Source organism: Nonomuraea bangladeshensis (assembly GCF_039529455.1).
Taxonomy (GTDB): domain Bacteria; phylum Actinomycetota; class Actinomycetes; order Streptosporangiales; family Streptosporangiaceae; genus Nonomuraea; species Nonomuraea bangladeshensis.
The window spans coordinates 242,660-266,375 of record NZ_BAAAMV010000003.1 but is presented as its reverse complement, the minus strand read 5'-3'; the positions used below and the strand labels follow the sequence as shown (position 1 = coordinate 266,375).

The following is a 23,716-nucleotide window of genomic DNA, read 5'->3' as shown; positions in this document are numbered from 1 at the left end:
CTTCGATCTAGCATTCATTTACCCCCACCCGATGGGGCTTTATGGCGAAGTCAGGCAAACGAACCGTTGATCTCCTGCCACCATGTTTGGCATGCGTATTGCGGGATTGATGGGCTCTGCCGCGCTCGCCGTGCTTGTCGGCTTCACCACCCCAGCCGTGGCGGCCGACGCCCCCAAGGTGAAGGCGGCGGAGGCGTACGTGGTGGACTCGGCGGGAACGATCCACTTCGGCAAGCGGCAGACCCGGCGGGTGCCCGTCGCCAGCCTGGTCAAGGTCATGACCGCGTACGTCGTGCTGCGCGAGGCCCGGCTGACCGACACGATCACCGTCACCGAGGCCGACGTGAAGGACGCCGTCAAGGACGGCGCCACCACGGCCGGGCTGCGCGCGGGCGAACGCCTCACGGTCAGGGACCTGCTCCACGGGCTGCTGCTGCCGTCGGGCGCCGACGCGGCCAGCGCCCTGGCCCGGCGTTACGGGCCGGGCAAGGCGGCGTTCGTCGCGAAGATGAACCGCACCGCCCGCGCCCTCGGCCTGGCCGACACCCGTTACACCAACGCCGACGGCATGCCCACGCCGGGCAACGGCGGCTACTCGACCGCCGCCGACCAGGTGAAGCTGGCGCAGCGGGCGCTCGCGAACAGCACGTTCCAGTCCATGGTGGGGACGAAGACGTACAAGGTGGGCAAGACCGCCGTGCACCGGGCGCACACCTGGCGCAACTCCAACGAACTGCTCTCCCGCTCCGCCGGCGTGCTGGGCGTCAAGACCGGCTACACCAGGGCGGCCGGCTACTGCCTGCTGTTCGCCGCCGAGCGGAACGGCGTCCAGATCGTGGGCGCACTGCTGCACGACGACAAGAACCGCCGCTTCACCACGGCCGAGCAGCTGCTCGACTACGCGGAGAGGCGGATCGCGGAAGGCTGATCAGCCGAACCTCATCGTCCCCGTGCCGGCCAGGCGGCTCAGCCCGTCGGTGGCGCAGGAGAGGAGACCCGCGTCCGGCGTCAGGCCGCCGCTCGCCCGGCGGCCCTTGAGCGGGCCGTAGGTCACGGTGCCCGACAGCAGGCTGTCGGCGGGCCGATGGGTGGCCAGGCTGCCCGGGCCGCCGGTGATCGTGGAGGTGCCGAGGGGACGGCCGTCCGCGCCGAACCAGACGACGGTCGCGCGGTCGCGTACGCGGGCGGTGCTGGTGCAGGAGGCGTCGGCGGTGACGCGCAGGGACACCCAGCCGGACCGCAGGGCGGAGGCCGAGCCGTCCGGCGAGACGCAGCCGGTGAGCTGGAGGTTGCCCCGCACGGTGACCGGGCGGGGCGTCAGCCCGACGCTCGGCGTGAAGCTCAGCGGCCGGGCGGGCGGGGTCGCGACCGCGCAGGTCAGCGCGGCCGGTGGAGCAGCGGGCGAGGCACCCGCCCCGATCGCCGTCACGATGATCCACCCCAGGTCCATGAACCCTCCCCGTCACCCACCGTCATGGCAGTGTCACAGGGAGCAGCATATGCCGAATCCCGTTCGCTTCGTGCGCTCCACAGGTAGGGTGGGCCTCCCCACGGACAAAGGAAAACCGATGGCGGCATTCATCGAGGTCCGCACCACGGTCGAAGGCCACGAGAAGGCGGCCGTCCTGGCGCACGAGATCCTGGGGGCGGATCTCGCCACGTCCATCGACATCGACGAGGTGCCGGGCTCATCCGCCGGGACGTCCGCGTGGCGGCTCACCCTGATCACCACGGACGCGCACGCTCCCGCGATGGAGGCGCTGCTCAGAGCAGCGGGCCACACGGGCCCGGTCGAGAGCAGGCCGGTCACCTACGACGTCGACAACTACCCCGACTGGATGCCCGGCCACCCCTGACCCGGCTCAGCCCTTCGCGCCGTTCCTGACCGCCCGGCGGTGGAAGGTCTGCGCGCCCGCGCGGTGCACCGCGGCCTTGACCAGGCCGAAGATCGCGCCCTGCAGCGCGGCGGCGACCAGGATCTCCGTCCAGCCGCGCTCCAAATCGTCGGCGTCCGGCGCGTCCTCCTCCCCCGACGCCATCGTCCACACCCGCTTGAACATCGCGGCGGCCAGCGCGGCGCTGAGCATGCCCATTCCGAGCGACAGTGCTTTCTCTACGGAGTGCATCTCACCTCTCCTCGACGATGCTGTCTGCCCGTGCCCCCTGTGAGCCGCCTAAACCCGTTCACTGGAAATGGCCCACGTCCTGGGGCCCGAAGAAACGGGACCGAACGTCTACACGGGCATCATGGAAGGCCGATGTGAAGAGCCCTCGCCCGACCGGCCCCCGTGCCGGGCAGTCCTGCGTCAGGCCACCGGGCGGATGCGGTGGCCGGCCTTCTCGCGGAGTGCCTTCTCCAGGCGGTCGCGGGCCTCGGTCTGCGTGGCGATCCGTTCGTTGAGTATCGCCAGCCGCTCCAGCGCGATCCGCAGGCCCTTGTCCGAGGGCGGTACGGCGGCGACGTCGCCGTCCAGGCAGGGAAGGAACGCGCGCACGTCGTCCAGGGTCAGTCCGGCGGACAGCAGGTGGCGGATGTTGCGCACCCGCACCACGGCCCGCTCGTCGTAGCGGCGGTAGCCGTTGGCGGCCCGTTCGGAGGAGATCAGCCCGGCCTGCTCGTAGTGCCGCAGCGCCCGAGCGGTCGTGCCGGTCATCCTGGCCAGCTCGCCGATCCGCACGCGTCCCACCTCCCGGGCCACTTTTATCACGCCACGACCGCTCCGCCGTCGACCGGGAAGACCACTCCGGTGACGAACGACGCGGCCGGCGCGGCGAGCTGGGTGATCGCCCAGGCCACCTCCTCGGGCCGGCCGATCCGGCCCAGCGGGGTGTGCGCCAGCTGCCATTCCCGCAGCGCGGCCAGGCGCTCCGGTGTCAGGCCCTGGTGCTCACCGATGGGGGTGCCGATCGCGCCGGGAGCGACGGCCACCACCCGGACCCCGCGCGGCGCCAGCTCGACCGCCCAGGTGCGGGTGAGCAGTTCCAGTGCGGCCTTGGTCGCCGCGTAGACCGAGCTGCCCGGGAACGCCCGCTGCCCTATCGACGTGCTGACGTTGACGATCACTCCGCCCGACGTCTCCAGCAGCGGCAGCGCGGCCTGCGCCAGCAGGACGGGGGCGACGAGGTTGGTGGCGAGCTGAGCGGTGATCGCCTCCTGCGTGATCGTCCCGAGGGCGCCGCTGCGTACGATGCCGGCGTTGTTGACCAGCACGTCCAGCCGGCCGTGTGTCTCCAGCACGGCACGGATGATCCGCTCGGGCTCGCCCTCGGCGGTGATGTCGGCGGCCAGCGGGGTGATCCGGTCGTGCCCGGCCGCGGTCTGCTTGAGCGGTTCGACGCGCCGGCCGAGCGCGATCACGTGGGCGCCTTCCGCGGCGAAGGCGCGGGCCGTCGCCCGGCCGATCCCGGTGCCGGCTCCGGTGACGACGACGATCCTGCTGTTCTGGGGTGCAGTGATGTCCATGCCGTCATCGTTCAACCCTGCCGCCAGCGGCAAGGTCAACCTCTCATCAGGCCATGGCAGGCGATGGCCGCCGCGGCGACGACGTTCAGGGAGTCGACGCCCGCCGCCATCGCGGCCGGGCTCATCGGGATGCACACCGCCTGGTCGGCCTCCTCCAGCCAGTGGGACGACAGGCCGTCACCCTCGGAGCCGAGGAGCAGCGCCACCCGGTCGGACAGCTTCACCGTGTCGATCGGCGTGACCTGCTGGTCCGGTGTCAGGGCCAGCGTCTGGAAGCCCGCCTCCCGCAGCCGCGACAGTCCTTCGAACCAGTCGTCCATGCGCGCGTACGGGATCGAGAACACCGCTCCCATCGACACCTTCACCGCGCGCCGGTAGAGGGGGTCGGCGCACCGGGGGGACAGGATGACCGCGTCGACCCCGAGCGCCGCCGCCGAGCGGAAGATCGCGCCGATGTTGCTGTGGTCGACCAGGTCCTCCAGCACCAGCAGGCGGCGGGCCCCGCCCGTCAGCAGGTGTTCCACGGACGGCAGCGGGAGGCGCTCCATCGAGGCGAGGGCGCCGCGGTGGACCTGGAAACCCGCGATGCCGGACATGATCTCGTCGCTGACGACGTACACGAGGGCGTCGCCGAGGACGTCGGCGAGTGAGGGGAGCCAGCGGCGGGTGGTCAGGACCGAGCGGATGGGGTAGCCGGCGCCGATGGCCCGCCTGATGACCTTCTCGCCCTCGGCGAGGAAGAGGCCGCGCTCGGCCTCCAGGCTCTTGCGCAGCTCGACGTCCCGCAGCCGGGTGTAGTCGGAGAGGCGGGGGTCGTCGGCGTCGGTGACGTACTCAAGCACCTCTCGATAGTGCCAGTGGTCAGGCGCGGTCAGGGACGGCCGGGCGGCGGCGCCTGAGCTGCCAGAGCGCGGCGTAGCAGGCGAGGACCAGGCACAGGCCGACGACGGTGCCCGCGCCGGTCTTGGTGAGCACGCTGGGCAGGCCGAGCGCCGGGGTCGGCTCGTCCACCAGGGGCCAGACGAGCGCCCCCGCGACGACGCCGGTCGCGCAGGCCGCGAGCACGCCGGCCCGTACGCGGGCGGACACGACGAGCCGTTCGGGCACCGGCGCGGGCGCCATCCTGGCGAGGCCGCGCCAGGCCCACCACACGACGGCGGCGAGGCCGACGGCCGAGGAGGTGTACTGCAGGACCCGGAAGAGCGGCAGCACCCCGAGGACCTCTGCCGAGAGCCAGCCGCCCCAGAGGGCGGGGCCGGTGGAGTGGGTGAAGGAGTCCCAGCCGATGTGGGTGGCGGCGCCGATCAGGGCTCCGGCCACAATGGGCGCCGGCCGGAGGCGGGCGGGCGCGAGCAGCGCGGCCCGCCCGGCGAGCGCGGGCGGCAGCAGGGCGGTCAGGGGATCGCGCAGGACGTGGTGGAACAGCGCCACCAGCAGCACCGCCGCGGCCAGGTCGAGCGTGAGCACGCCGGTCCAGGAGTGCCAGTCGGTGTAGTCGGGCAGGAACGGCAGGAAGATCGGCAGGTCGGGCACCATCGCGCCCACGGCCAGCGCCCAGGGGTCGGCGAAGCGGCGCACCCGGGCCGCCGAGACCAGCGGCAGCACCGCCGCGATGTGCGCGGGCGTGAACGGCATCGGCTTCTCCCCCTCGTCGGCTCCCCATTATCGGCCGATCTTGGCCATTCCTTGGCGGGGCGGACGCCTTTCTCGCGTACGGTGACGGGTAGGTAACTCAGGGTCACCGGGAGGTTCGTCATGTCTGAGCAGCGGATCCACGAGCTTCCCGTGGTGTCGGCCGAGTGGCTGGGCGACGCCCGCGCAGCCCGCGCGCTCTCCCTGGTCACGCTCGGCTGGCTCGGCGTGGAGAGCACGCTCGGCCTGGTGGCCGGGATGGCGGCGCATTCGGTGGCGCTCATCGGCTGGGCGCTGTCCGCGCTGGTCGAGGCGGCGGCCAGCCTGATCGTGCTGTGGCGGTTCACCGGCTCGCGCACGCTGTCGCCGGGGGCGGAGGGCACGGCCAGGCGGGCGGTCGCCGTGAGCTTCTGGCTGCTGGCCCCCTATCTCGTGGCGCACGTGGCGTACGACCTGGGCGAGGGCCAGCGGGCGGCGCCGAGCGCGCTCGGCATCGTGGTGACGGCCGTCAGCCTGATCGGCATGCCGGTGCTGGGCCTGGTCAAGCGCAGGCTCGCCCGCCGACTGGGCTCGGCGGCGACCGCGGGCGAGGGCACGCAGAACCTCATCTGCGGCGCGATGGCGGCCGGGGTGCTCGCCGGGCTCTGGCTCAACACGCTGGGCTGGTGGTGGGCGGACCCGGCGATGGCGCTGGCGCTCGCGGCGGTGGGCGTACGCGAGGGCGCGCGGGCCTGGCGCGGCCATGCCTGCTGCCACTGACCGCGTACGGTCGAAGGTTCTCGCACCCCCTGTCACCGGTCCCGCAGCGACTTGGTTTGGTCACCGTGCGTCATCACCGCACCAAAAGGGCTGTTTTGCACCACTGACCGCACCGAGTATCGTTCCCGGAGTATTGCGGAGCAACTCCCGCTAGGGTCTCCGGAAGGTCACGACACACCGAAGAGGACATCGTGGGGCGACACCGCACAGACGAGCTCGACGGCGGATACCGGGCCGCCGAACCCCCCTCGCGCCGCAGGGCGCGCAGCAGCCGGGGCCGCGTGCTCGTGCCGCTGGCCGGCGCCGTGGCGCTGGCGGTGCTCCTCGGTGTGGCCGCGTTCGTCATCTTCAACCGCGACCACGACTGCTCGGACGGCAAGCTCGCGCTGCGCGTCGTCGCCACGCCGGACATCCAGCCGGCGCTCAACAAGATCGCTGGCAACTATAACAAGGCCATGCACTCCGTCGACAGCAAGTGCGTGGACGTGACGGTGACCAAGGAGTCGGCGGCCAGGACCGCCAACGCGATCGCCGCGGGCAAGTCGAACGCGGACTTCTGGGTGGCCGACTCCAGCCTGCTGCTGGAGAGCATGCGCGCGGCCGCCGGCGGCGGGGACGCGCTGCCGCGCCCGGACGGCTCCGTCGCGCTCTCCCCCGTCGTGCTGGCGACGGCCAAGACGTCCGCGGCGAAGCTGGAGGGCACGCTCAAGCCGAGCTGGACCGCCCTCATCGCGGCGGCGAACGTGGCCAACGTGGACGGGCCCGGCAGGAAGGTCCGGGTGCTCGCCCTCGACCCGCAGAAGAACTCGGCCGGCCTCACCGCGCTGCTCGCCGCCGCGGGCACGGCCAAGGCCGCCAAGCAGGACAAGGCGCTCGTGGGAGCGCTCAAGGAGCTGTCGGGCCAGCTCGCCTCCGACTCCTCGGCGCTGCTGGCCAGCCTCACCGTGAAGTCGGGCAGCCGGGTGCCGGTGGGCGTGGCCTCCGAGCAGGCGGTCTACGTCCACAACACGCGCAAGCCCGAGGCCCCGATCGTCGCCCTCTATCCCGAGGAGGGCACGCTCAGCCTCGACTACCCGATGACGGTCCTCACCAAGGACGCCGCGACGCTCAAGGCGGCGGCGGGCTTCAAGAAGGAGCTGTCCGGCGACTCGGCCAAGAAGATCCTGCGCGAGGCCGGGTTCCGCAGCGCCGACGGCAAGGCGGGCGACAACCTGTCGAAGGAGAAGGGCTTCGCGCAGGAGACGCCGCAGGCGCTGACCCCGCCGGACGCGGCGACCGTGACGCGGATGGTGCAGACCTGGTCCCGGCTGAACCTCGGCACCCGGCTGCTCACGCTGCTCGACGTCTCGGGGACGATGGCGCTGCCGGTGCCGGGCACGGGCATGACCCGCATGCAGGCCATCAACAAGATCGCCACCGAGGGGCTGGCGCTGTTCCCCGCCGACTCGGAGCTCGGGCTGTGGACGTTCTCCACGCACCTCGACGGGCAGGGCAAGGACTGGCGGGAGCTGGTGTCGGTCGGCCCGGTCAGCGAGTCGATCAACGGCGTGCTGCGCAAGGAGACGCTGGTCAGGACGTTCGCGCAGGTGCAGGCCAAGGCCACCGGCGACACCGGGCTGAACGACACGGTCAAGGCGGCCTACGGGCAGCTCACCAAGACGTACAAGGAAGACAAGATCAACACGCTGCTGATCCTGACGGACGGCGCGGGCAACGACGACCCCGACGGCGGCCTGTCCAACGCCGGGCTGCTGGACTACCTCAAGAAGACCTACAACCCGAAGCGGCCGATCAGCATCCTGCTCATCGCGTTCGGGCCCGAGGCGGAGAAGGGCAAGCAGCAGATGGACGCGGTGGCGAAGGCCACCGGCGGCGAGGCGTACATCGCCAAGGACGTCCTCCAGGTCCGCGACTTCTTCCTTCAGGGCATGGAACGCCGCCTCTGCACGCCCAACTGCGACGGCTGACGTTTCATGCCCATCGGGCATGACGGGCGAACCCCCACGAACAAGGGCGCGTCCTCTCCGCGTGGGGCTCAAGGGCCCGTCTACCCGCGGGGAGGGAATCCGTGCCTGGATGGCCGACCGTCGATCGCGCCGCTGACCACGACCTGGTGGAGGCGTTGCGGCGCGCGGACGCCGACGCCCCCGCCGCGCTCTTCGACTCCTACGGCGAACGGCTGCACGACTACGCCTACTGCCTGACGGGCGAGCCTGACCTGTCGGCCGACGCCGTGCACGACGCCCTGGTCAGCGCCCAGGGCTGGATCGAGCGGCTGCGGGAGCCCGGCCGGCTGCGCCCCTGGCTGTACGCGCTGACCAGGTCCCAGGTCGGAGCCCGGCTGGCGCACCGCGGCACGCCGCCGCAGGGCCCGCCGCTGCCCGACCCGGACGGGCAGCCCGATCCCGAGCTGGCCGACCTGGTGCACGAGACGCTGGGCGAGCTGACCGGCGTCGACCGCGAGGTGCTGGAGCTGTCGCTGCGTCACGGCCTCACCCCGTCCGAGGTCGGCGCGGTGCTGGCGCTGACCTCGCGGCAGGCCGTGACCCGGCTGACCAGGGCCCGCGACCACCTGGAGATCGCCGTCGCGGCCGTGGTGCTGGCGAGGACCGGACGGGCGCACTGCCCGGACCTGTCGGCGATGGTCGACTCCTGGGAAGGCCCGCTCACGCCGCTGCTGCGCCGGCGGCTGTCCGGGCACATCGGCGGCTGCGAGGTGTGCGGCGAGCGGCGGCGCGGCCAGGTGGACGGGGGGCGGCTGCTCGACCTGGTGCCGGTCGGGTACCCGCCGCTCTCCCTGCGCCGCCGGGTGATCGAGACCAGCGTGAGCCCCGGGCGCGACCAGGCCCGCACCCTGATCCTGGAGCGCGGCGAGGGCTTCGACCGGGCCGGGTTCCCGGTGGCGGGCGAGCGCCGCTCCCGCCGGCGCAGGCCCCGCCGCCTCGCGCCGGTGGTGCTGGCGGGCGCGTGCGTGCTGGCGGCGACCGGGGCGGTGGTCGTGATCAACGGAGGCGAGGCGGCGGACAAGACGTCGCTGCGGTTCGCGCCCGCGCCGACCGCGTCCGCCGTGCCGTCCGCGTCCTCCGTGCCGCCCGCCTATGACGAGAGCCCGGACCCGGTGCCGGACCAGGACGAGGTGACGCCGTCGCCGGAGCCGAGCCCGTCGGCCTCGCGCCGGACCACGCCGGACGACCGGCCGGCGGCCACGCGGCCGACCACCCGGCCGGCGACCCTGCCCTCCACTCCGCCGAGGCGGGCCCCGGTGCGGAACACCCGCCGCCCCGCCCCCGTGCCCCGGCTCGGCACGTCCTGCCCGAAGGCGATCGACGGCGTGGCGCAGATCGGGCTGAGCGCCAGGGGCGCCGCCGTGTCCTGGGTGGCGACGGCCTCCCAGGGGCTGGAGGTCTCCCCCGCGAGCGGGTCGATCAAGGCCGGCGGCTCGGTACGGGTCCGGGTGACGGTGACGGACCCCGAGGAAGCGGGCGACGGGCGGGTGTCGTTCACCTCGAACGGCGGCACCTCGACCTGCTCACTGAGCTGGGAGGGCAGCCAGCCCGACGACCCCGGACAGCCCGACCACGACCCCGTGCCGACCTCCACAGAACCCGTCGCCACTCCTACAGGAATGGCGAGTTCTACATCGGATGGCATGAATCGGGAATAAAGCGGGCATCTACCGACAGTAGATTGGAATTTAATCGACAAACGGGGATGTAACGGACCCCGACTCGTGGATCCTGTGCCGGATAGGGCATTCTGGTGTGCTTGGAGACCGCGTCGGGGCCGGAGATTGCTCAAGTGTGTGCCGAAGGTCACACAAGAAACCTCTTCCTGCCGGTAAACCGAGGCGCGTCGCCAAGCGTCGGCATTGACGTGTCCGGGCACGGATTGGTCCCATGAACTGCGATCAATCGTGCTGTGACCAGTCGAGAGCAGGAGAGAGTCAAGGAAATGCTCAAGCAACGCCGTAAGGCCCTCGCCTGGCTGGTGGGGCTGGCCTGCGTCGCCGGAGCAGCGGTGGCGCTGTTCGACATCGAGACGCCGCTGCGCCCCTTCCTCATCTCCTTGTTCCTCCTGGTCGTGCCGGGAGCGGCGGTAGTGGGACTGTTGCGCGATCGTGACCCCCTCGCCGCACTATCCGTGGGAGCCGCGGCAAGTCTCGTCATGAACGTTCTGCTCGCCGAGGCCATGCTCCTGTTCGGAGCCTGGTCCCCCAGGGCCGGTGTCGCCACCGTGGCCGTGCTCGGCGGGTTCATGTACGTGCTGCGCGTCTTGTACCGGGGGAAGAGCATGCAGACCGAACAGGGGGCCAGGGCAAGGTGAAAATCCAGGTAGTTCGGCCGGGAGAGCTCGGCGAGGCCGAGCGCGACCGATGGCGTGAGCTGCAGAAGGCCGACCCGAGTCTGGACAACCCGTTCCTGTCGGTCGAGTTCGCCGTCGCCATGGACCGCTTGCGCGACTACGTGAGGGTGGCGGTCATCAGCGACGGCGGCCGCATCGCCGGGTTCTTCCCGTACGAGCGGCACAGCTTCGGCATCGGCAAGCCGCTCGGCGGCTTCCTGACCACGTGCCACGGCCTGATCGCGAGCCCGGAGCTGAAGCTCGACGCCAAGGCGCTGCTGCGCGCCTGCAAGCTCAGCGTGTTCGACTTCGACCACCTCGTGGCCGGGCAGCCGACGTTCGCTCCCTACGAGCAGGACGTCCGCCCCGCCCCCGTGATGGACTTCACCCAGGGCTTCGACGCCTGGCTGGAGCAGGTGAAGTCCAACTCGCCGAAGAACCTCAAGACCGTTCGCTACAAGGAGCGCAAGCTCGGCCGCGAGCAGGGCGAGCTGCGTTTCGCGTGGTCCACGCCCGATCCGGAGGTCCTGCGGATCCTGCTGGCCTGGAAGTCCGACCAGTACCGCCGCACCGGCCGGGTGGACCGCTTCGCCCAGCCGTGGATCGTCGAGCTGACCGAGATGATGCATGCCGAGAACGCATCGGACTTCGGGGGCGTTCTGACCATGCTCTATGCCGGTGACGTACCGGTGGCCGGGCATTTCGGCCTCCGTACGGCGACCACGCTTGTAGGGTGGTTCCCCGCCTACGACACCGAGTACGCCCGCTACTCCCCCGGCATCGTCCACCATCTGCAGATGGCCGAGGCCGCCGCGAAGTCGGGTCTGCACATGGTCGACATGGGCAAGGGCGGCAAGGAGTACAAGGACTGGCTCAAGAGCGGCACCCTCTACGTCGCCGAGGGCCGGGTGTCACGACCGTCCGCGTCAGCGGCCGTGCACTGGATGGGCCGAACTCCTTTGAACAAAGCCCGAACAATTGTCCTTGATCGGCCGTCTCTCTATAGAGCGGCCGACCGCGTCCTCAAGGGCTTCGGTCGGGTGCGCACCTCGATGCAGCAGCAACAGGAGTCACCCAACGCAGTAGCGAACGAAGCGACGGGAGCGCGCTGACCGCTCCCACCCAGCAGTCCGGCATCCCGTACACCCTCACTCCACAGGCACCTCCGATGCACCCTCACCGGCATCGCCGTTTCCGCAGCACCCGGGAACGGTGCAGGCCGGCTCGCAGGGGAGGGCCACGGAAGGATATCCCTCGCCATGAGTCCCGAGATCACCAAGCACAACGGCAAGGCACACACCTCGCCCCTCCGTTCCATGCCACCGCCCAGCAGCTTCACGCCCGTCACCCCGCACCTCGCCATCTCTCCGACGGTGAGCGTGGTCGTGCCGGCCATGAACGAGGCGGAGAACCTGCCGCACGTCTTCGCCACGATCCCGCAGTGGATCGACGAGATCGTCCTCGTCGACGGCAACTCCACCGACGACACGGTGGCCGTGGCCAAGCGCCTGCGTCCCAACGTCAAGGTGGTCACCCAGACCGGCAAGGGCAAGGGCGACGCCCTGGCCGCCGGCTTCGCCGCCTGCACCAGCGACATCATCGTGATGATCGACGCCGACGGATCCACCGACGGCCGCGAAATCATCAACTTCGTGGGCGCGCTGGTCACCGGCGCCGACTTCGTGAAGGGCTCGCGCTACGCCTCGGGTGGCGGCAGCGACGACCTGACGGTCAACCGCCGTCTGGGCAACAAGGTCCTCACCGGCATCGTCAACGTGATGTACAACACCAAGTACACCGACCTGTGCTACGGCTACAACGCCTTCTGGGCCCGCCACCTCGACGTGCTCAACCTCGACTGCGACGGCTTCGAGGTCGAGACGCTGATGAACGTGCGTGCGGCCAAGGCGGGGCTTAAGGTTCATGAGGTGCCCAGTCACGAGCGCAACCGCATCCACGGTGAAAGCAACCTGCACGTCGTGCGGGACGGCTTCCGCGTGCTCAAGACCATCCTGAAGGAGTGGCGCCGCCAGCCCAGCGCTCCGCAGCCCGAGCCCACGGCCCGGCCCGCCGCCGACCGGGGCGTCGCGTAATTTTCCGTTAAGAGGCCTGTTGTGAACACGTCTGTTGTCATCTGCGTCTACACCGAGGACCGGTGGGAGGACATCAGGCAAGCAGTCGAGTCGGTCGAGAACCAGACACGCCCGGCACACGAGCTGATCCTGGTGGTCGACCACAACCCCGAGCTGCATCTCAAGCTCAAGCGCGAATACCCGCAGGCCGTCGTCGTGGAGAACACGCACGACAAGGGCCTGTCCGGTGGCAAGAACACCGGCGTCGCGACCGCGGCAGGCGAGATCGTCGCCTTCCTCGACGACGACGCGGTGGCCGACCCGGGATGGCTGGAAGCTTTGGAGGAGGGCTTCCAGGAACCCGGCGTGGTGGGCGTTGGCGGCCGCACCGAGCCCATCTGGGCCTCGGGGCGGCGGCCGGGGTGGTTCCCGTACGAGTTCGACTGGACGGTCGGCTGCAGCTACCGCGGCATGCCCGCGGTGCGCGCGCCGATCCGCAACGTCATGGGCGGAAACGCCGCGTTCCTGCGCGACGCCGTGTCCGAGGTGGGCGGTTTCCACAGCGGCATCGGGCGCAGCGTGCAGGGGCGCAAGTCGCGCCCGCTGGGCTGCGAGGAGACCGAGTTCTGCATCCGGCTGAGCCAGCGCAAGCCCGGCTCGGTCATGCTGTTCGAGCCGCGCGCGCTCATCGGTCACAAGGTGTCGCTGCAGCGGGAGCGGTTCGCCTACTTCCGGTCGCGGTGCTACGCGGAAGGGCTGTCGAAGGCGCTGGTGACGAAGGAGGTCGGCACCCAGGACGGGCTGTCGAGCGAGCGCGCCCACGCCATGAAGACGCTGCCGCTGGGCGCGCTGCGCGGCCTTGGCGAGGCGCTGCGCGGCGACCTCGGCGGGCTCGGCCGGGCGTTCGCGATCGTCATCGGGCTGGCCTGGACGACCTGGGGCTACGTGGTCGGCTCCGCGCGGCTGAAGGCGGCGCGGTCATGACCCGCGTACCGATCCTTATGTACCACTCCGTCACAGACGCGCCCAACGACGAGACCAAGCCGCACGCGGTGCGTCCCGGCGACCTGGAGGAGCAGCTCGACCACCTGAAGGGCGCCGGCTTCACCCCGCTCACCCTGGGCGACCTGGTGGCCGCGCTCAACGGGATCGACGGTCACACCGTGCCGGCCAAGCCGATCGTGCTGACCTTCGACGACGGTTACGCCGACTTCCACAGCCACGCGCTGCCGCTGCTGGAGCGTTACGGCTTCCCCGCCACGGTCTTCCTGACCAGCGGCTGGGTCGCCGACGCCGGAGCCGAGGCCGCGGGCCGCCCCCTGGACGCCATGCTGTCCTGGGGGCAGGCCCGCGAGGCCGCGCAGACCGGCATCGAGATCGGCGGCCACAGCCACAGCCACCCCCAGCTCGACCAGCTCCGCGACGACGAGCTGCGCCAGGAGCTGCGCAGGAACAAGGGCCTGCTGGAGGAGAAGATCGGCGCGCCGGTCGCCACCATGGCCTACCCCTACGGCTACAGCAGCGCCCGCGTACGCCGCGAGGTGCGTAAGGCGGGCTACTTCGCCGCCTGCGCCGTCAGCAACTCGATCGCCGCCGATCGCCACGACATCCTCGCCATCCCCCGGCTGACGGTCGGCAAGGGCCAGACCATCGGCATGTTCAAGCGCGCCGTCGAAGGCAACGCCGTGCCCCTCATCTACCTGCGCGAGCGCATCCTCACCAAGGGGTACGCGGTCGTGCGGCGCACGAGGTACGGGCTGCAGCGGGTGCGCGGAAATGTCTAGCGTCCGGGCCAGGATCCTCCACGACCTGCGCAACCCGCTGTTCCGCCAGGGCTACGCCCTCATGGCCAACACCGTCGTCACCGGCGTGCTCGGCATGGGCTACTGGCTGCTCGCCGCGCACTACTACACGCCCGAGGAGTTCGGCCGCGGGCAGGCCGTCATCACCGCGATGCGGCTGTTCGCGTCGCTGACCGCGCTCGGCTTCGTCGGCGCGCTGGCCCGCTTCCTGCCGGTGGCGGGCCGCCGCACCCCTGAGCTGATCCTCAGGGGGTACGGGCTGGCCGCCGCCACCGGGGGGGTGGCGGCGCTCGGCTTCCTGCTGACCCTGCCGATGTGGGGGCAGACGTACCAGGTGCTCGGCGGGTTCGGGCCCGGGCTGTTCTTCCTCGGGTCCGTGCTCGTGTGGGCGGTGTTCACGCTCCAGGACGTGGTGCTGACCGGGCTGCGGCGGGCGACCATCGTGCCGTTCAACAACCTCGTCTTCGGCCTGGTCAAGATGGGGCTGCTGGTCGCGCTGGCGGGCGCGCTGCCCACGGGCGGGATCTTCGTCTCCTGGATGATCCCGACCGCGCTCGCGCTCATCCCGATCAACTGGCTGATCTTCGGCTTCGTCGTGCCGCGGCACGTCAAGCAGGCCGATCCGGCGCAGGAGCCGCCGCAGCTGCGGGAGGTCGGGAGGTTCCTGGCCGGCGACTTCCCCGGCACGCTGTCGATCCTGGCGATCGTCTACCTGGTGCCCGTGGTGGTCGCCACGCAGGTGGGCGAGGCCACGTTCGGGCGCTTCTCCATGGCCCACACGCTGGCGAGCATGATCGAGCTGCTGGCCATGAACATGGCCGTCTCGCTCACCGTCGAGGGCTCCTTCGACCGGGCGCGGCTCGCCGAGAACTGCCGGCGGGCGCTGCGGCGGGCGTTCATGATCGTGACGCCGATCATCGCCGTGGTGATCCTGGGCGCGCCGCTCATCCTGACCATCTTCGGCTCGGAGTTCGCCGAGGAGGGCACGCTGCTGCTGCGGCTGATGTCGCTGGCCGTGCTGCCCCGGGTGCTGATCGAGGTGTACCTGAGCGCGCTGCGGGCGCAGAGCAAGGCGCGCACGCTCGCGGCCGTGCAGATCGGGCTCGCCGCGCTGGTGCTGGTCTCCACGATGGCCCTGTTCCCGTTCGCTAATGTGAACGCGGTTGGGTACGGACTGCTCCTCAGCGAGATCCTCATGGCTCTTTTGATCTTTGGAAAGCTACGTAAGATTCTCAAAATTGACGAGACCGGGCGCGAGACTGTCACCCAGGGGTTGTCCGGGGCCTCATGATGGTCAGCGTGAGGCAACCGGACGGCGATGGCGTGAGAATGGTGAGCGGCGGCTCCTCGGACGTGCGTGGGGACAAGGAGGAGTCGGAGGTGCCCTTCGACCCGGACGCTACGGGGGTCATCCCCAGGCTGACGTTCGACGAGGAACCTTCCGGCCGTGGTCCCGGGCCGAGCTCCGGCGAACCCGCCGGCGACGGCGCCCCCGCTGACGGCAAGGGCGACGGGGGTGTCTCCGACGGGGAGGCCCGTGTCGACGACGCGGATGACGACGAGCGTGCGGCGGATCAGACCGCCACTTTCCGCATCCCCTCCGCTCTCCACATCGGCCGGCCGCCGACGGTGAAGGAGGCGGCCGAACTGTCGGCCGCCGGAACGGTGTCCATGCCCGTTCTCGCCGAGCCGGAGACGTCCGGGGACGGCCCCGCCGCCGAGGACGACACCGCCGCGGGGGCGGCGGAGGCGACGCGGGCTGTGTCGCGGACGGCCATCGCTCTCGGTGCGGACGCGCCGGGCGGGGCGCAGGCGGAGGACGTGTCGAGCGCGGCGGCTCACGTCGCGGAGCCCGCGCCCAAGCCCGAGGCCAAGGCCAAGCCCGAGGCCAAGCCCGCGGCCAAGACCAAGCCCGAGGCCAAGGCCAAGCCCACGCCCGCTCCTGCTCCCGCTCCCGCTGCGACGCCTGAGCGCGCGCCCGAGTCCGGTGCCGTGACCGAGTCCGGTGCCGCGTCCGCGCCCACCGTCGCTCCCGCCGTCGCGCCCGAGCCCGTCGTCGAGCCGGAGACCGCTGCCGCGCCGGCACCCGCCGCCGCGCCCGAGCCCGCGCCCGTGCCCGTCGCCGCGCCGCCCAAGAGGGCCGGGGCGGCCGGGGGTGTCATGGGGCGGGTCGGCGCGTTGGTGGCGAGTGCGCCCAAGTGGCTGCCCGTACTGCTGGTACTGGAGGGCCTGGTCATGTACGTCCTCGCCCTGAAGGTCCCCCCGGGGCCCTTCCGTGGCGTGGATCCCGCCGACATCGACGGCCTCGGGCTGATCTCCGCCCTCCCGGCCACGGCGTTCCTGGCGATCCTGATCATGATCGTGTCGTTCTTCGTCACGGTCGCCCAGAGCACCGACCGCAAGTTCCTGCTGCTGTTCCAGATCGCCGCCATCACGTTCGCGCTGCACGGCGCGGGCGCGCTGGTCGCGTCGGAGCCGCGGTTCCCGACCGCGTACATCCACGCCGGCTTCGTGGAGTTCATCAGCAGGACCGGCGAGTCGGCGATCAGCATCGACGCCCGCATGGGCTGGCCTGGCTTCTTCGCGTTGTTCGCCTTCGTCACGAAGGCGGCCGGCATCCAGGACATGACGACGATCCTCCAGTGGACGCCGCTCCTGTCCAACCTGCTCTACCTGCTGCCGTTCGTGCTGATCCTGCGCCAGGTGGTGGCGACGACACGGGCGCGCTGGTTCGCGGCGCTGCTGTTCGTGCTGGTGCAGTGGATCGGCCAGGACTACTTCTCGCCCCAGGGCTTCACGTTCGCGCTCTACCTGGCGTGGGTGGCGATCCTGCTGCGCTGGTTCGGGCGGGTGGAGCCGCGCACCAAGCCGATCCCGGCGAAGGGGCTGCGCAGGCTCATCGGCCGGCTGGACGCGATGACGCCGGGCGAGCTGGCCAACACGGGGACCTTCCGCGCCGACAAGCTGCTCATGTTCATGCTGCTGGTGGCGCTGTTCCTGGCGTCGGTGGCCTCGCACCAGATCACGCCGTTCATGATGCTGGGCGTGCTGACGGCGTTCCTGATCTTCAAGCGGACGTCGCTGACGTGGGCGCTGCCGTTCTTCCTCGGGCTGGCGGTGCTGGCCTGGATCAGCTACATGACGGTCGGCTTCTGGTCGAGCCAGATCGACGCGATCTTCGGCGGTCTCGGCAACATCCTGCAGAACCTGCGCAGCAACACCGGCGACCGCATCGAGGGCAGCGACCCGGCGCACGCCAGGGTGCTGCAGGCCCGGCTCGGCATCCTCGTGGTGATCCTCAGCCTGGCCGCGACCGGCCTGGTGCGGCGGCTGCGGCGCGGCGTGTTCGACCGCTCGGCGCTGATCCTGCTCTGCGTGCCGGTGCTGGCGCTCGGCCTGCAGAGCTACGGCGGCGAGATCGGGCTGCGCATCTACATGTTCGCCCTGCCGGGTGCGTGTCTGCTGGCCGCGTACGCCTTCTTCCCCAACCTGCCGGCCGACAGCGCGGACGTGCGCGAGGAGACCGTGCCGCTGCGCAGGCGCAACGTGCGCTTCAACCCGCAGCTCACCAAGAAGCTCTCGGTGGTGCTGGCGGCCTGCTTCGCGGTGCTGTTCGCCTTCGCGTTCCTGATGGCCCGCTACGGCAACGAGAAGTTCGAGCGGGTCACCACCGGCGAGGTGGAGGCCCTGCACCACGTCTACGCGAACGACAAGCCGAGCGCCCGCGTGCTCTACCTGGTGCCCAAGCTGGGGCCCGAGGTGACGCCCACCATGCCGTGGGGCGAGCGGGACGTCGAGATCGTCAGCTTCAACGTGCAGGCGCTGGTCCACAAGGACCCGACGCAGATCGCGGACGCCGTCAAGGCGCTGCAGGAGCAGCCGCGCAACTCCTACCTGATGGTGAGTCGCGGCCAGGTGAGCTACCTGCAGCTCAACGAGGGCTACCCGGCGGACTGGGGCGAGCGGTTCCGCGCGGCGCTGGACGCCTCGCCCGACCTCAAGCGTGTCTACTCCAACGCCGACGCGGCGCTCTACACCTGGAAGAAGTTCGTCCGCGGCACGGAGACGCCGGAGCCGAGGCCGTACAAGACGCCGCGTGGCGAGCCCACCTCGCCGTGGACCCCGGTCGGCATCGCCGCGCTGGGCCTGACGTGGGCCACGCTCTTCGGGTACGAGGTCATCCGGCTCAACGGCCCGAACCGGGCGAGGAAGGCCAGGCGGCGGCTGCTCTACCTGGCGATCCCCTCGTTCGTGGTGGCGTTCGCCGTGATTATTGAGAGGTTCCTCTATATCGCGGCAAATAACTAACTTCGTTCACAGGAAACCCACAGGTTCTGCGGAATGATGACCCGTGATGAGATCACAGCAGGCACGTTCCACCATCCCGGACGCAGCACCCGTAATGGGTAGAGGCACGCGGATCGCCTCAGTCGACGCGCTGAGGGGCTTCGCGCTGCTGGGCATCCTCCTCGTGAACATCGCCTTCCTGGCCTCCGGCTACCGGATGGCCGGGCAGGCGGAACCGGCGTTCAACGGCCCGCTCGACTGGGCCGTGCGCTGGATGGTCACGTTGTTCCTGGAGAACAAGTTCTATCTCCTGTTCTCCTTCCTGTTCGGCTACAGCTTCACGCTCCAGCTGGGCTCGGCAGCCCAGAAGAGCCTGCGCTTCACGCCGATGTTCCTCCGCCGGCTCGGCGGGCTGTTCGTGCTGGGACTGGCGCACGCGGTGCTGCTGTTCCCCGGCGACATCCTGACGACGTACGCGGCGGTGGGCGTCGCCCTGCTGGTGCTGCGCCGGATCACGCCCCGGGCGGCGGTCCTGCTGGCCGCCGGGCTGACGGCGCTGCTCGCGCTGGCGTTCGTGCTGCTGGCCGTCCTCACCTCGGCCGGGCTCGACATGAGCCATACGGTCGCCGACACGGCCGCCGAGGCCGCCCGCTCGGACGCCGCGCTGGTCGGCGGGTTCGGGCAGATCGTCGAAGAACACGTACGCAAGCTGTCGCTGATCCTCGTCCTGCGGGTGTTCTTCCAGGGACCGGCGGTGCTGGCGGCGTGCCTCATCGGGCTGGCGGTGGGCAAGCTCGGCCTCCTGCGCGACCACACCGCCCACTGGAACGCGTTGCGCAAGCTCCAGTGGATCGGCTTCACCGTGGGGTTGTCCGGCGCGCTCTTCTACACCGTCTCGGCCTGGACCGGCATGGCGCACAAGTTCTGGGGCGAGGCGGTGGACCTGGTGACGGCCCCGCTGCTGGCGGCGGCGTACGCGGCCACGTTCCTGCGGCTGCTGCCGCGCCTGCCGGGCCTCGGCCGCGTCCTCGCCGCTCCCGGCCGGATGGCCCTGTCCAACTACCTGGCGCAGTCGCTGATCTGCTCGCTGATCTTCACCGGGTACGGCTTCGCGCTCATGGACCGGGTCAGCCCGCCGATGGAGGTGCTGATCGCCTGCGCCGTCTTCGCCGCCCAGGTCGGCTACAGCCGGTGGTGGCTCGGCCGGCACAGGTACGGGCCGGTGGAGTGGTGGCTGCGGCACCTGACGTACTGGCGCCGCCCCACCTCCACGGTCATGCAGCCGGGCGGATGAGGCGGGGGCGGTCGAAGGCGGTGTTGTCGACGATCGCGTCCACGCGCCCCAGCGGGTCGGCCTCGGCGAGGTAGACCCGCGCGGCGACGAGGTAGCGGTCGCGGTGCACCGCCTCGGCCGCCGGCCCGGCCCAGTCCTGGTCGCGGGCGGCGCCGCGGCGGACCGAGAGCTCGGCGTCGACGTCGATCCAGATTCGGTAGTCCCAGTAGGCGTCGAGCTCGGGGCGGAAGGCGAAGACACCGTCGGCGACGAGCACCGCGTCGGCGGTCAGCGGGGTCGTGGTGGCCGAGTGGTCGACCTGGGTCAGGGGGTCGATGGAGCACAGGGCGCACTCGGCCGCCCGGGGCGAGCGGAAGGGGTCGAGCAGGACCCGCTTCAGCGTGTCGTAGTCGTAGGCGTTGCGGTAGTAGCCCTCGCCCGACTCGCGGTCGTACAGGTGGCGGTCCTTCCACGGCCTCTTGAAGTCGTCGAGCGTGGCGCGCAGGACGGTGCGGCCGCGGGCGGCGAGCTCGGCGGCCAGCTCGTGGCCGAAGCTGGTCTTGCCGGCCGCGGTGAGGCCGTCGAGGCCCACCAGCAGCCGGCCGGAGCCCCGGGCGAGCACCCGGCCGGCGAGGTCGGCCACGAGCCGGGCGCGCTCGGCCGAGGCCGGCGGCGGGACCGGCTGCCGCCAGGTCGAGACCGAGTAGTGGACGTCACGCGGCTCCTGTGGCACGCGCCCCACGATAGCGACGGGCCTACGCGCCGCCCCGGCCGGCCCACTTGATCTCATAGGGGGCGAAGGAGACCTGGCGGCCGTCCACGGTGGCGGTCAGCTGCTCGCCCGTCGTGTTGACCATCACGACCTGGCGTTCCTGGCCGAGCGCCTTCACCCTGGGGTCGGAGGACTGGACGTCGGTCAGCTGAGTCCCGTTCGGGAACCACCGGGTGAAGCCGCTCAGCAGCCCCGCCATCGGCAGCTCGCCGCCCACCTTGGGCGACCACAGGCAGCCGGGGCACTCGCCCTCGTCCTTCTGCTGCGGGTTCCAGTAGAGGGCCGTCGTCACGCCGCTGCGCGCGAACTCCATGAGCGCCGCGGCCTGGACCGCCGTGCGCTTGTCCTCGTTCCAGCCGGAGTTCTCCGGCTCGACGTACCACTCGGCCCACCACACCGGGAGGTCGCCGCTCTGCTGCCGCAGCCAGCCGGTGATCGCGCTGAACTTGCCGAGTGCGGCGAAGTCGTCGGGAACGTTCCCTTTGTCGCTCGCCATCGAGGCGCCGTCCACGACGATGAAGTCGGCGCCCTTCTTGTGCTGCATCCAGTATCTGATCGCGTCGAGCGCCCGCTGGTCCACCGTGCCCCAAGGCCCGCTCAGCTCCGAGCGCGCGTCGGGGCTCGCGCTGTTGCCGATCGACATGTACGGCCCGCCGACCTGGATGTCCTTGTCGACCTTCTTCAGCGCGTCGTAGACCTTGTTGTACATCTCGGTGTAGCCGCGGGCGTCCCACTTGTTGGTGGTCGTGTCCCAGAAGCCCTTGAACTCGTTCCACACCATGTAGTGCTTGACCGTCGGGTACTGCTTGGCCACCCGGGCCGCCAGCGCGGCGAAGTCGTCGAAGTGCTCGGGCTCGGGCGCGACCGTGTGGTTCTTGCTCCAGTCGGTGCGGCCGGGCTGCCCGCCCTTCATCCAGTCGGGCGCGCAGCACAGCGTGATGACCGGCACGGCGCGCGACGAGGACATGAACGTCAGCCGCCGGTCGAGGTCGCGGAAGTTGAACCGGCCGGGGCTCGGCTCCGGGTTGCCCACGCCCCAGCCCATGATGTGCTGGTTCTGCAGCATCGGCACCCGCCCGAGCACGCCCTTCGCCTGCTCGGCGACCTCCTCGGGCTCGTTGTCGGCGCTGTACTGGGTGTGGGTGACGCCCCAGCGCGGCCAGGCGTCGAGCTGGGGCGGCGCCGCCAGCGTGGGGGCGGGCGCCTCGGGCTGGGCCGTCGCCACGTCGCTGCCGGAGAACCCCTCGCGGGACTTCGAGCGCATCGAGGCGTAGACCATGATGCCCGCCACCAGGACCACCGCGAGGATTCCCGCTCCCACGGCGATGGGCCAGGGCGATCGTCGGCGCGCGTGCCGGCCGTCGGTCGGAATCACGGAGGGCTCCTCACGGATGGTCGCGGAACGTTCGAGGGCCGGGCGACGGGCCCGGCCCTCTTTAAAGTAATAGCTCCGCTTGCATGTGGCTTGCCGTGCGCGAACCTGCTACTCCACCTGCGGGGGCCGCTGACCGCTCGCGGGGCCGGGCACACCGGCGTAGCGGTAGGGCACCGGCTGCCGTCCCGGCTGGACGACGAGGAGCGTGCCCGGCGTGTCGGTGTAGAAGGCCGACTCGACGGCGGCGGCCACGTCCTCGGCCGTGAGGAGCGGGAACCCGGCGCTGGCGAACATCTCCTTGGCCGCCGCCACGAGCGGCGTGTCGGTGAAGCCGGGGCAGACCGCGCTGATGCGGATGCCGCGCGCCGCGAGCGGCTCGGCGAGCGCGCGCACCAGGCCGACCACGGCGTGCTTGGTCATCGTGTAGATCGGGTCGCCGGCGAAGCCCACCAGCCCCGCCAGCGACGCGGTGACCACGATCGCGCCGCCGCCGGAGCGTTCGAGCAGTGGCACGGCGGCCCGCGCCCCGAACACCACGCCGTCCACGTTCACGCCCATGACCTGGCGGTAGCGGTCGAGGTCGAAGTCGGCCAGGTCCACCCGCCCGGTCATGCCGGCGTTGAGATGCACGAGGTCCAGCCGCCCGTAGCGGCGCTCGGCCAGGGCCACGGCCTCCAGCGAGGACTCCGGGTCGCCGACGTCGGCCGCCAGCCACGCGCCGTCGACCTCCTTGGCCAGCCGTTCGACGCCCTCGGCGTCGAGGTCGACGAGGACGCACCGGGCGCCGGACGCCGACAGGCGGCGGGCCGTGGCGGCGCCGATGCCGCTCGCCGCGCCGGTGATCAATGCGACTGTGCTCATGACACTCCCCTGGGGGTCGGGCCTCGCGGCCGGGTCAGACCTGGTCGAGCGTGCGGTGGGCGCGCGCGATCAGCGTCGGCACGGCCGCGCCGATCCGGTCGAACCCCTCCCCCACGGTCTTACCCTGGCGGAAGCGCGCGTGAATGCCCTCGATGATGACCGCGAGCTTGAAGTTGCCGAAGGCGACGTAGAAGCCGAGGTCGGTGATCTCCCTGCCGGACGCCTTCGCGTAGTGCTCGGCGAACTCCGGCGCGTCGAGGAACCCGGGCGTGAGCGTGGCGTCGCCGGCCACCGGGATGCCCGCCCGCTCGTCGTCGCCGCGGCTGTGCCAGTACGTCAGCGTGAGCCCCAGGTCGGCCAGCGGGTCGCCGAGGGTGGACATCTCCCAGTCGACCACGGCCAGGATCTCCAGGTCACCGGCGCGGACGAGGGTGTTGTCCAGCCGGTAGTCGCCGTGCACGAGCGTGCCGGGGGTCTCCGGGGGGAGCCGGTCGCGCAGGCGGCGTACGAGGTGGTCGTACTCCGGCAGGTCGGCCGTCTTCGACCGCTCCCACTGCTGGCACCAGCGGTCGAGCTGGCGGGTCATGTATCCCTCGGGCCGGCCGAAGTCGCCGAGCCCGACCTCGCGGTAGTCGACGGCGTGGATGGCGGCCAGCACCTCGGCCAGCCGCTCCGACAGCCGGCGTACGTGCTCGGGCGGCGGGTCGCCCAGCTCCTCCCTGGTGCGCATGGCCGTGCCCGGCACGTGCCCCATGAGGTAGAACGGCGCGCCGATCACGTCCTCGTCGCCGCAGAAGGCGACCGGCTCGGGCACCGGCACGGGGGTCGGCGCGAGCGCGGAGATGACGCGCCACTCGCGCCGCATGTCGTGGGCGGTGGGCAGCACGTGGCCGAGCGGCGGGCGGCGCAGCACCAGCCTGCGCTCGCGCGCCTCGACGAGGTAGGTCAGGTTCGACCTGCCGCCCGAGATCAGGGACACGGACAGGGGCTCGCCGGCGTCGGGCACGTTCCGGCCCATCCACTCGACCAGCCGGGGCCACTCGATGCCAGGTACGGTCATGGACCCACATTAGAACGTC

The 23,716-nt window shown here is 71.2% G+C and carries 23 protein-coding genes; 13 read left to right on the top strand and 10 right to left on the bottom strand.

Annotated features, from left to right (window positions below; all coding sequences use genetic code 11):
* Positions 1 to 91: 91 nt before the first annotated feature.
* On the top strand, positions 92 to 928 hold the full coding sequence (locus ABD292_RS09460) for a D-alanyl-D-alanine carboxypeptidase family protein (protein ID WP_344206688.1): 837 nt from the start codon (positions 92 to 94) through the stop codon (positions 926 to 928).
* On the opposite strand, the gene ABD292_RS09455 is transcribed toward ABD292_RS09460, so the two are convergent.
* Positions 929 to 1,450: a hypothetical protein gene (locus tag ABD292_RS09455; protein WP_344206687.1), complete on the bottom strand. Its 522-nt coding sequence runs from the start codon at positions 1,448 to 1,450 to the stop codon at positions 929 to 931.
* Positions 1,451 to 1,568: 118 nt separating this feature from the next.
* On the opposite strand from ABD292_RS09455, the gene ABD292_RS09450 reads away from it, so the two are divergent.
* Positions 1,569 to 1,856: a hypothetical protein gene (locus ABD292_RS09450; protein ID WP_344206686.1), complete on the top strand. Its 288-nt coding sequence runs from the start codon at positions 1,569 to 1,571 to the stop codon at positions 1,854 to 1,856.
* 6 nt (positions 1,857 to 1,862) lie between these two features.
* On the opposite strand, the gene ABD292_RS09445 is transcribed toward ABD292_RS09450, so the two are convergent.
* The 5 genes from ABD292_RS09445 to ABD292_RS09425 form a co-directional block, all read right to left on the bottom strand.
* The gene (locus tag ABD292_RS09445) at positions 1,863 to 2,126 is read right to left on the bottom strand and encodes a DUF4235 domain-containing protein (RefSeq protein WP_344206685.1); all 264 of its coding nucleotides are present in this window, start codon (positions 2,124 to 2,126) and stop codon (positions 1,863 to 1,865) included.
* 180 nt (positions 2,127 to 2,306) lie between these two features.
* Positions 2,307 to 2,678: a MerR family transcriptional regulator gene (locus tag ABD292_RS09440; protein ID WP_344206684.1), complete on the bottom strand. Its 372-nt coding sequence runs from the start codon at positions 2,676 to 2,678 to the stop codon at positions 2,307 to 2,309.
* 26 nt (positions 2,679 to 2,704) lie between these two features.
* Complete coding sequence (locus tag ABD292_RS09435) at positions 2,705 to 3,463, bottom strand: SDR family NAD(P)-dependent oxidoreductase (protein ID WP_344206683.1); 759 nt, start codon at positions 3,461 to 3,463, stop codon at positions 2,705 to 2,707.
* Positions 3,464 to 3,498: 35 nt separating this feature from the next.
* Positions 3,499 to 4,305, bottom strand: a complete 807-nt coding sequence (locus ABD292_RS09430; protein ID WP_344206682.1) for a TrmH family RNA methyltransferase — start codon at positions 4,303 to 4,305, stop codon at positions 3,499 to 3,501.
* Positions 4,306 to 4,324: 19 nt separating this feature from the next.
* The gene (locus ABD292_RS09425) at positions 4,325 to 5,098 is read right to left on the bottom strand and encodes a DUF4184 family protein (RefSeq protein WP_344206681.1); all 774 of its coding nucleotides are present in this window, start codon (positions 5,096 to 5,098) and stop codon (positions 4,325 to 4,327) included.
* 120 nt (positions 5,099 to 5,218) lie between these two features.
* Between ABD292_RS09425 and ABD292_RS09420 the strand changes: the two genes are divergently transcribed.
* The 11 genes from ABD292_RS09420 (at position 5,219) to ABD292_RS09370 (ending at position 19,650) form a co-directional block, all read left to right on the top strand.
* Positions 5,219 to 5,854, top strand: a complete 636-nt coding sequence (locus tag ABD292_RS09420) for a cation efflux transmembrane domain-containing protein (RefSeq protein ID WP_344206680.1) — start codon at positions 5,219 to 5,221, stop codon at positions 5,852 to 5,854.
* Positions 5,855 to 6,045: 191 nt separating this feature from the next.
* Positions 6,046 to 7,821 (top strand): substrate-binding domain-containing protein, encoded by a 1,776-nt coding sequence (locus tag ABD292_RS09415; RefSeq protein ID WP_344206679.1) that lies wholly within the window; start codon positions 6,046 to 6,048, stop codon positions 7,819 to 7,821.
* A 101-nt stretch (positions 7,822 to 7,922) separates the two neighbouring features.
* Entirely contained in the window at positions 7,923 to 9,518 is a 1,596-nt protein-coding gene (locus ABD292_RS09410) for an RNA polymerase sigma factor (protein ID WP_344206678.1), read from the top strand.
* Between the two features lie 287 nt (positions 9,519 to 9,805).
* On the top strand, positions 9,806 to 10,177 hold the full coding sequence (locus ABD292_RS09405) for a hypothetical protein (RefSeq protein WP_091078002.1): 372 nt from the start codon (positions 9,806 to 9,808) through the stop codon (positions 10,175 to 10,177).
* Entirely contained in the window at positions 10,174 to 11,307 is a 1,134-nt protein-coding gene (locus ABD292_RS09400; RefSeq protein WP_344206677.1) for a GNAT family N-acetyltransferase, read from the top strand. Before ABD292_RS09405 ends, ABD292_RS09400 begins: the two co-directional genes overlap by 4 nt.
* 147 nt (positions 11,308 to 11,454) lie before the next feature.
* Complete coding sequence (locus ABD292_RS09395) at positions 11,455 to 12,288, top strand: glycosyltransferase family 2 protein (protein ID WP_329590913.1); 834 nt, start codon at positions 11,455 to 11,457, stop codon at positions 12,286 to 12,288.
* Positions 12,289 to 12,309: 21 nt separating this feature from the next.
* Positions 12,310 to 13,251, top strand: coding sequence for a glycosyltransferase family 2 protein (locus ABD292_RS09390; protein ID WP_344206676.1), 942 nt, complete (start codon positions 12,310 to 12,312; stop codon positions 13,249 to 13,251).
* The gene (locus ABD292_RS09385; RefSeq protein ID WP_344206675.1) at positions 13,248 to 14,051 is read left to right on the top strand and encodes a polysaccharide deacetylase family protein; all 804 of its coding nucleotides are present in this window, start codon (positions 13,248 to 13,250) and stop codon (positions 14,049 to 14,051) included. The genes ABD292_RS09390 and ABD292_RS09385 overlap by 4 nt, the downstream gene beginning before the upstream one ends.
* Positions 14,044 to 15,360 carry a lipopolysaccharide biosynthesis protein gene (locus ABD292_RS09380; protein ID WP_344206674.1) on the top strand — a complete coding sequence of 439 codons (1,317 nt, stop codon included), beginning with the start codon at positions 14,044 to 14,046 and terminating at the stop codon, positions 15,358 to 15,360. The genes ABD292_RS09385 and ABD292_RS09380 overlap by 8 nt, the downstream gene beginning before the upstream one ends.
* A gap of 8 nt (positions 15,361 to 15,368) precedes the next feature.
* Positions 15,369 to 18,377 carry a hypothetical protein gene (locus ABD292_RS09375; RefSeq protein ID WP_344206673.1) on the top strand — a complete coding sequence of 1,003 codons (3,009 nt, stop codon included), beginning with the start codon at positions 15,369 to 15,371 and terminating at the stop codon, positions 18,375 to 18,377.
* A 94-nt stretch (positions 18,378 to 18,471) separates the two neighbouring features.
* Positions 18,472 to 19,650 (top strand): DUF418 domain-containing protein, encoded by a 1,179-nt coding sequence (locus ABD292_RS09370; RefSeq protein WP_344206671.1) that lies wholly within the window; start codon positions 18,472 to 18,474, stop codon positions 19,648 to 19,650.
* Here ABD292_RS09370 and ABD292_RS09365 read toward each other — a convergent pair.
* From ABD292_RS09365 to ABD292_RS09350, 4 genes are all read right to left on the bottom strand, one after another.
* Positions 19,631 to 20,362 carry a nucleoside/nucleotide kinase family protein gene (locus ABD292_RS09365; RefSeq protein ID WP_344206670.1) on the bottom strand — a complete coding sequence of 244 codons (732 nt, stop codon included), beginning with the start codon at positions 20,360 to 20,362 and terminating at the stop codon, positions 19,631 to 19,633. The two genes, ABD292_RS09370 and ABD292_RS09365, sit on opposite strands and share 20 nt — an antisense overlap.
* A 22-nt stretch (positions 20,363 to 20,384) precedes the next feature.
* Entirely contained in the window at positions 20,385 to 21,776 is a 1,392-nt protein-coding gene (locus tag ABD292_RS09360) for a GH39 family glycosyl hydrolase (protein WP_344206669.1), read from the bottom strand.
* A 108-nt stretch (positions 21,777 to 21,884) separates the two neighbouring features.
* Positions 21,885 to 22,637, bottom strand: coding sequence for an SDR family oxidoreductase (locus ABD292_RS09355; protein WP_344206668.1), 753 nt, complete (start codon positions 22,635 to 22,637; stop codon positions 21,885 to 21,887).
* A gap of 34 nt (positions 22,638 to 22,671) precedes the next feature.
* Positions 22,672 to 23,697 carry a phosphotransferase family protein gene (locus ABD292_RS09350; protein WP_344206667.1) on the bottom strand — a complete coding sequence of 342 codons (1,026 nt, stop codon included), beginning with the start codon at positions 23,695 to 23,697 and terminating at the stop codon, positions 22,672 to 22,674.
* Positions 23,698 to 23,716 lie beyond the last annotated feature (19 nt).

Excerpts from the sequence above, each read along its gene's own strand:
- ABD292_RS09355 (WP_344206668.1), bottom strand. The coding sequence starts at position 22,637 with ATGAGCACAGTCGCATTGATCACCGGCGCGGCGAGCGGCATCGGCGCC.
- ABD292_RS09350 (WP_344206667.1), bottom strand. The coding sequence starts at position 23,697 with ATGACCGTACCTGGCATCGAGTGGCCCCGGCTGGTCGAGTGGATGGGC.
- ABD292_RS09445 (WP_344206685.1), bottom strand. The coding sequence starts at position 2,126 with ATGCACTCCGTAGAGAAAGCACTGTCGCTCGGAATGGGCATGCTCAGC.
- ABD292_RS09395 (WP_329590913.1), top strand. The coding sequence starts at position 11,455 with ATGAGTCCCGAGATCACCAAGCACAACGGCAAGGCACACACCTCGCCC.
- ABD292_RS09405 (WP_091078002.1), top strand. The coding sequence starts at position 9,806 with ATGCTCAAGCAACGCCGTAAGGCCCTCGCCTGGCTGGTGGGGCTGGCC.
- ABD292_RS09435 (WP_344206683.1), bottom strand. The coding sequence starts at position 3,463 with ATGGACATCACTGCACCCCAGAACAGCAGGATCGTCGTCGTCACCGGA.
- ABD292_RS09460 (WP_344206688.1), top strand. The coding sequence starts at position 92 with ATGCGTATTGCGGGATTGATGGGCTCTGCCGCGCTCGCCGTGCTTGTC.
- ABD292_RS09450 (WP_344206686.1), top strand. The coding sequence starts at position 1,569 with ATGGCGGCATTCATCGAGGTCCGCACCACGGTCGAAGGCCACGAGAAG.
- ABD292_RS09425 (WP_344206681.1), bottom strand. The coding sequence starts at position 5,098 with ATGCCGTTCACGCCCGCGCACATCGCGGCGGTGCTGCCGCTGGTCTCG.
- ABD292_RS09455 (WP_344206687.1), bottom strand. The coding sequence starts at position 1,450 with ATGGACCTGGGGTGGATCATCGTGACGGCGATCGGGGCGGGTGCCTCG.
- ABD292_RS09380 (WP_344206674.1), top strand. The coding sequence starts at position 14,044 with ATGTCTAGCGTCCGGGCCAGGATCCTCCACGACCTGCGCAACCCGCTG.
- ABD292_RS09385 (WP_344206675.1), top strand. The coding sequence starts at position 13,248 with ATGACCCGCGTACCGATCCTTATGTACCACTCCGTCACAGACGCGCCC.
- ABD292_RS09420 (WP_344206680.1), top strand. The coding sequence starts at position 5,219 with ATGTCTGAGCAGCGGATCCACGAGCTTCCCGTGGTGTCGGCCGAGTGG.
- ABD292_RS09370 (WP_344206671.1), top strand. The coding sequence starts at position 18,472 with ATGGGTAGAGGCACGCGGATCGCCTCAGTCGACGCGCTGAGGGGCTTC.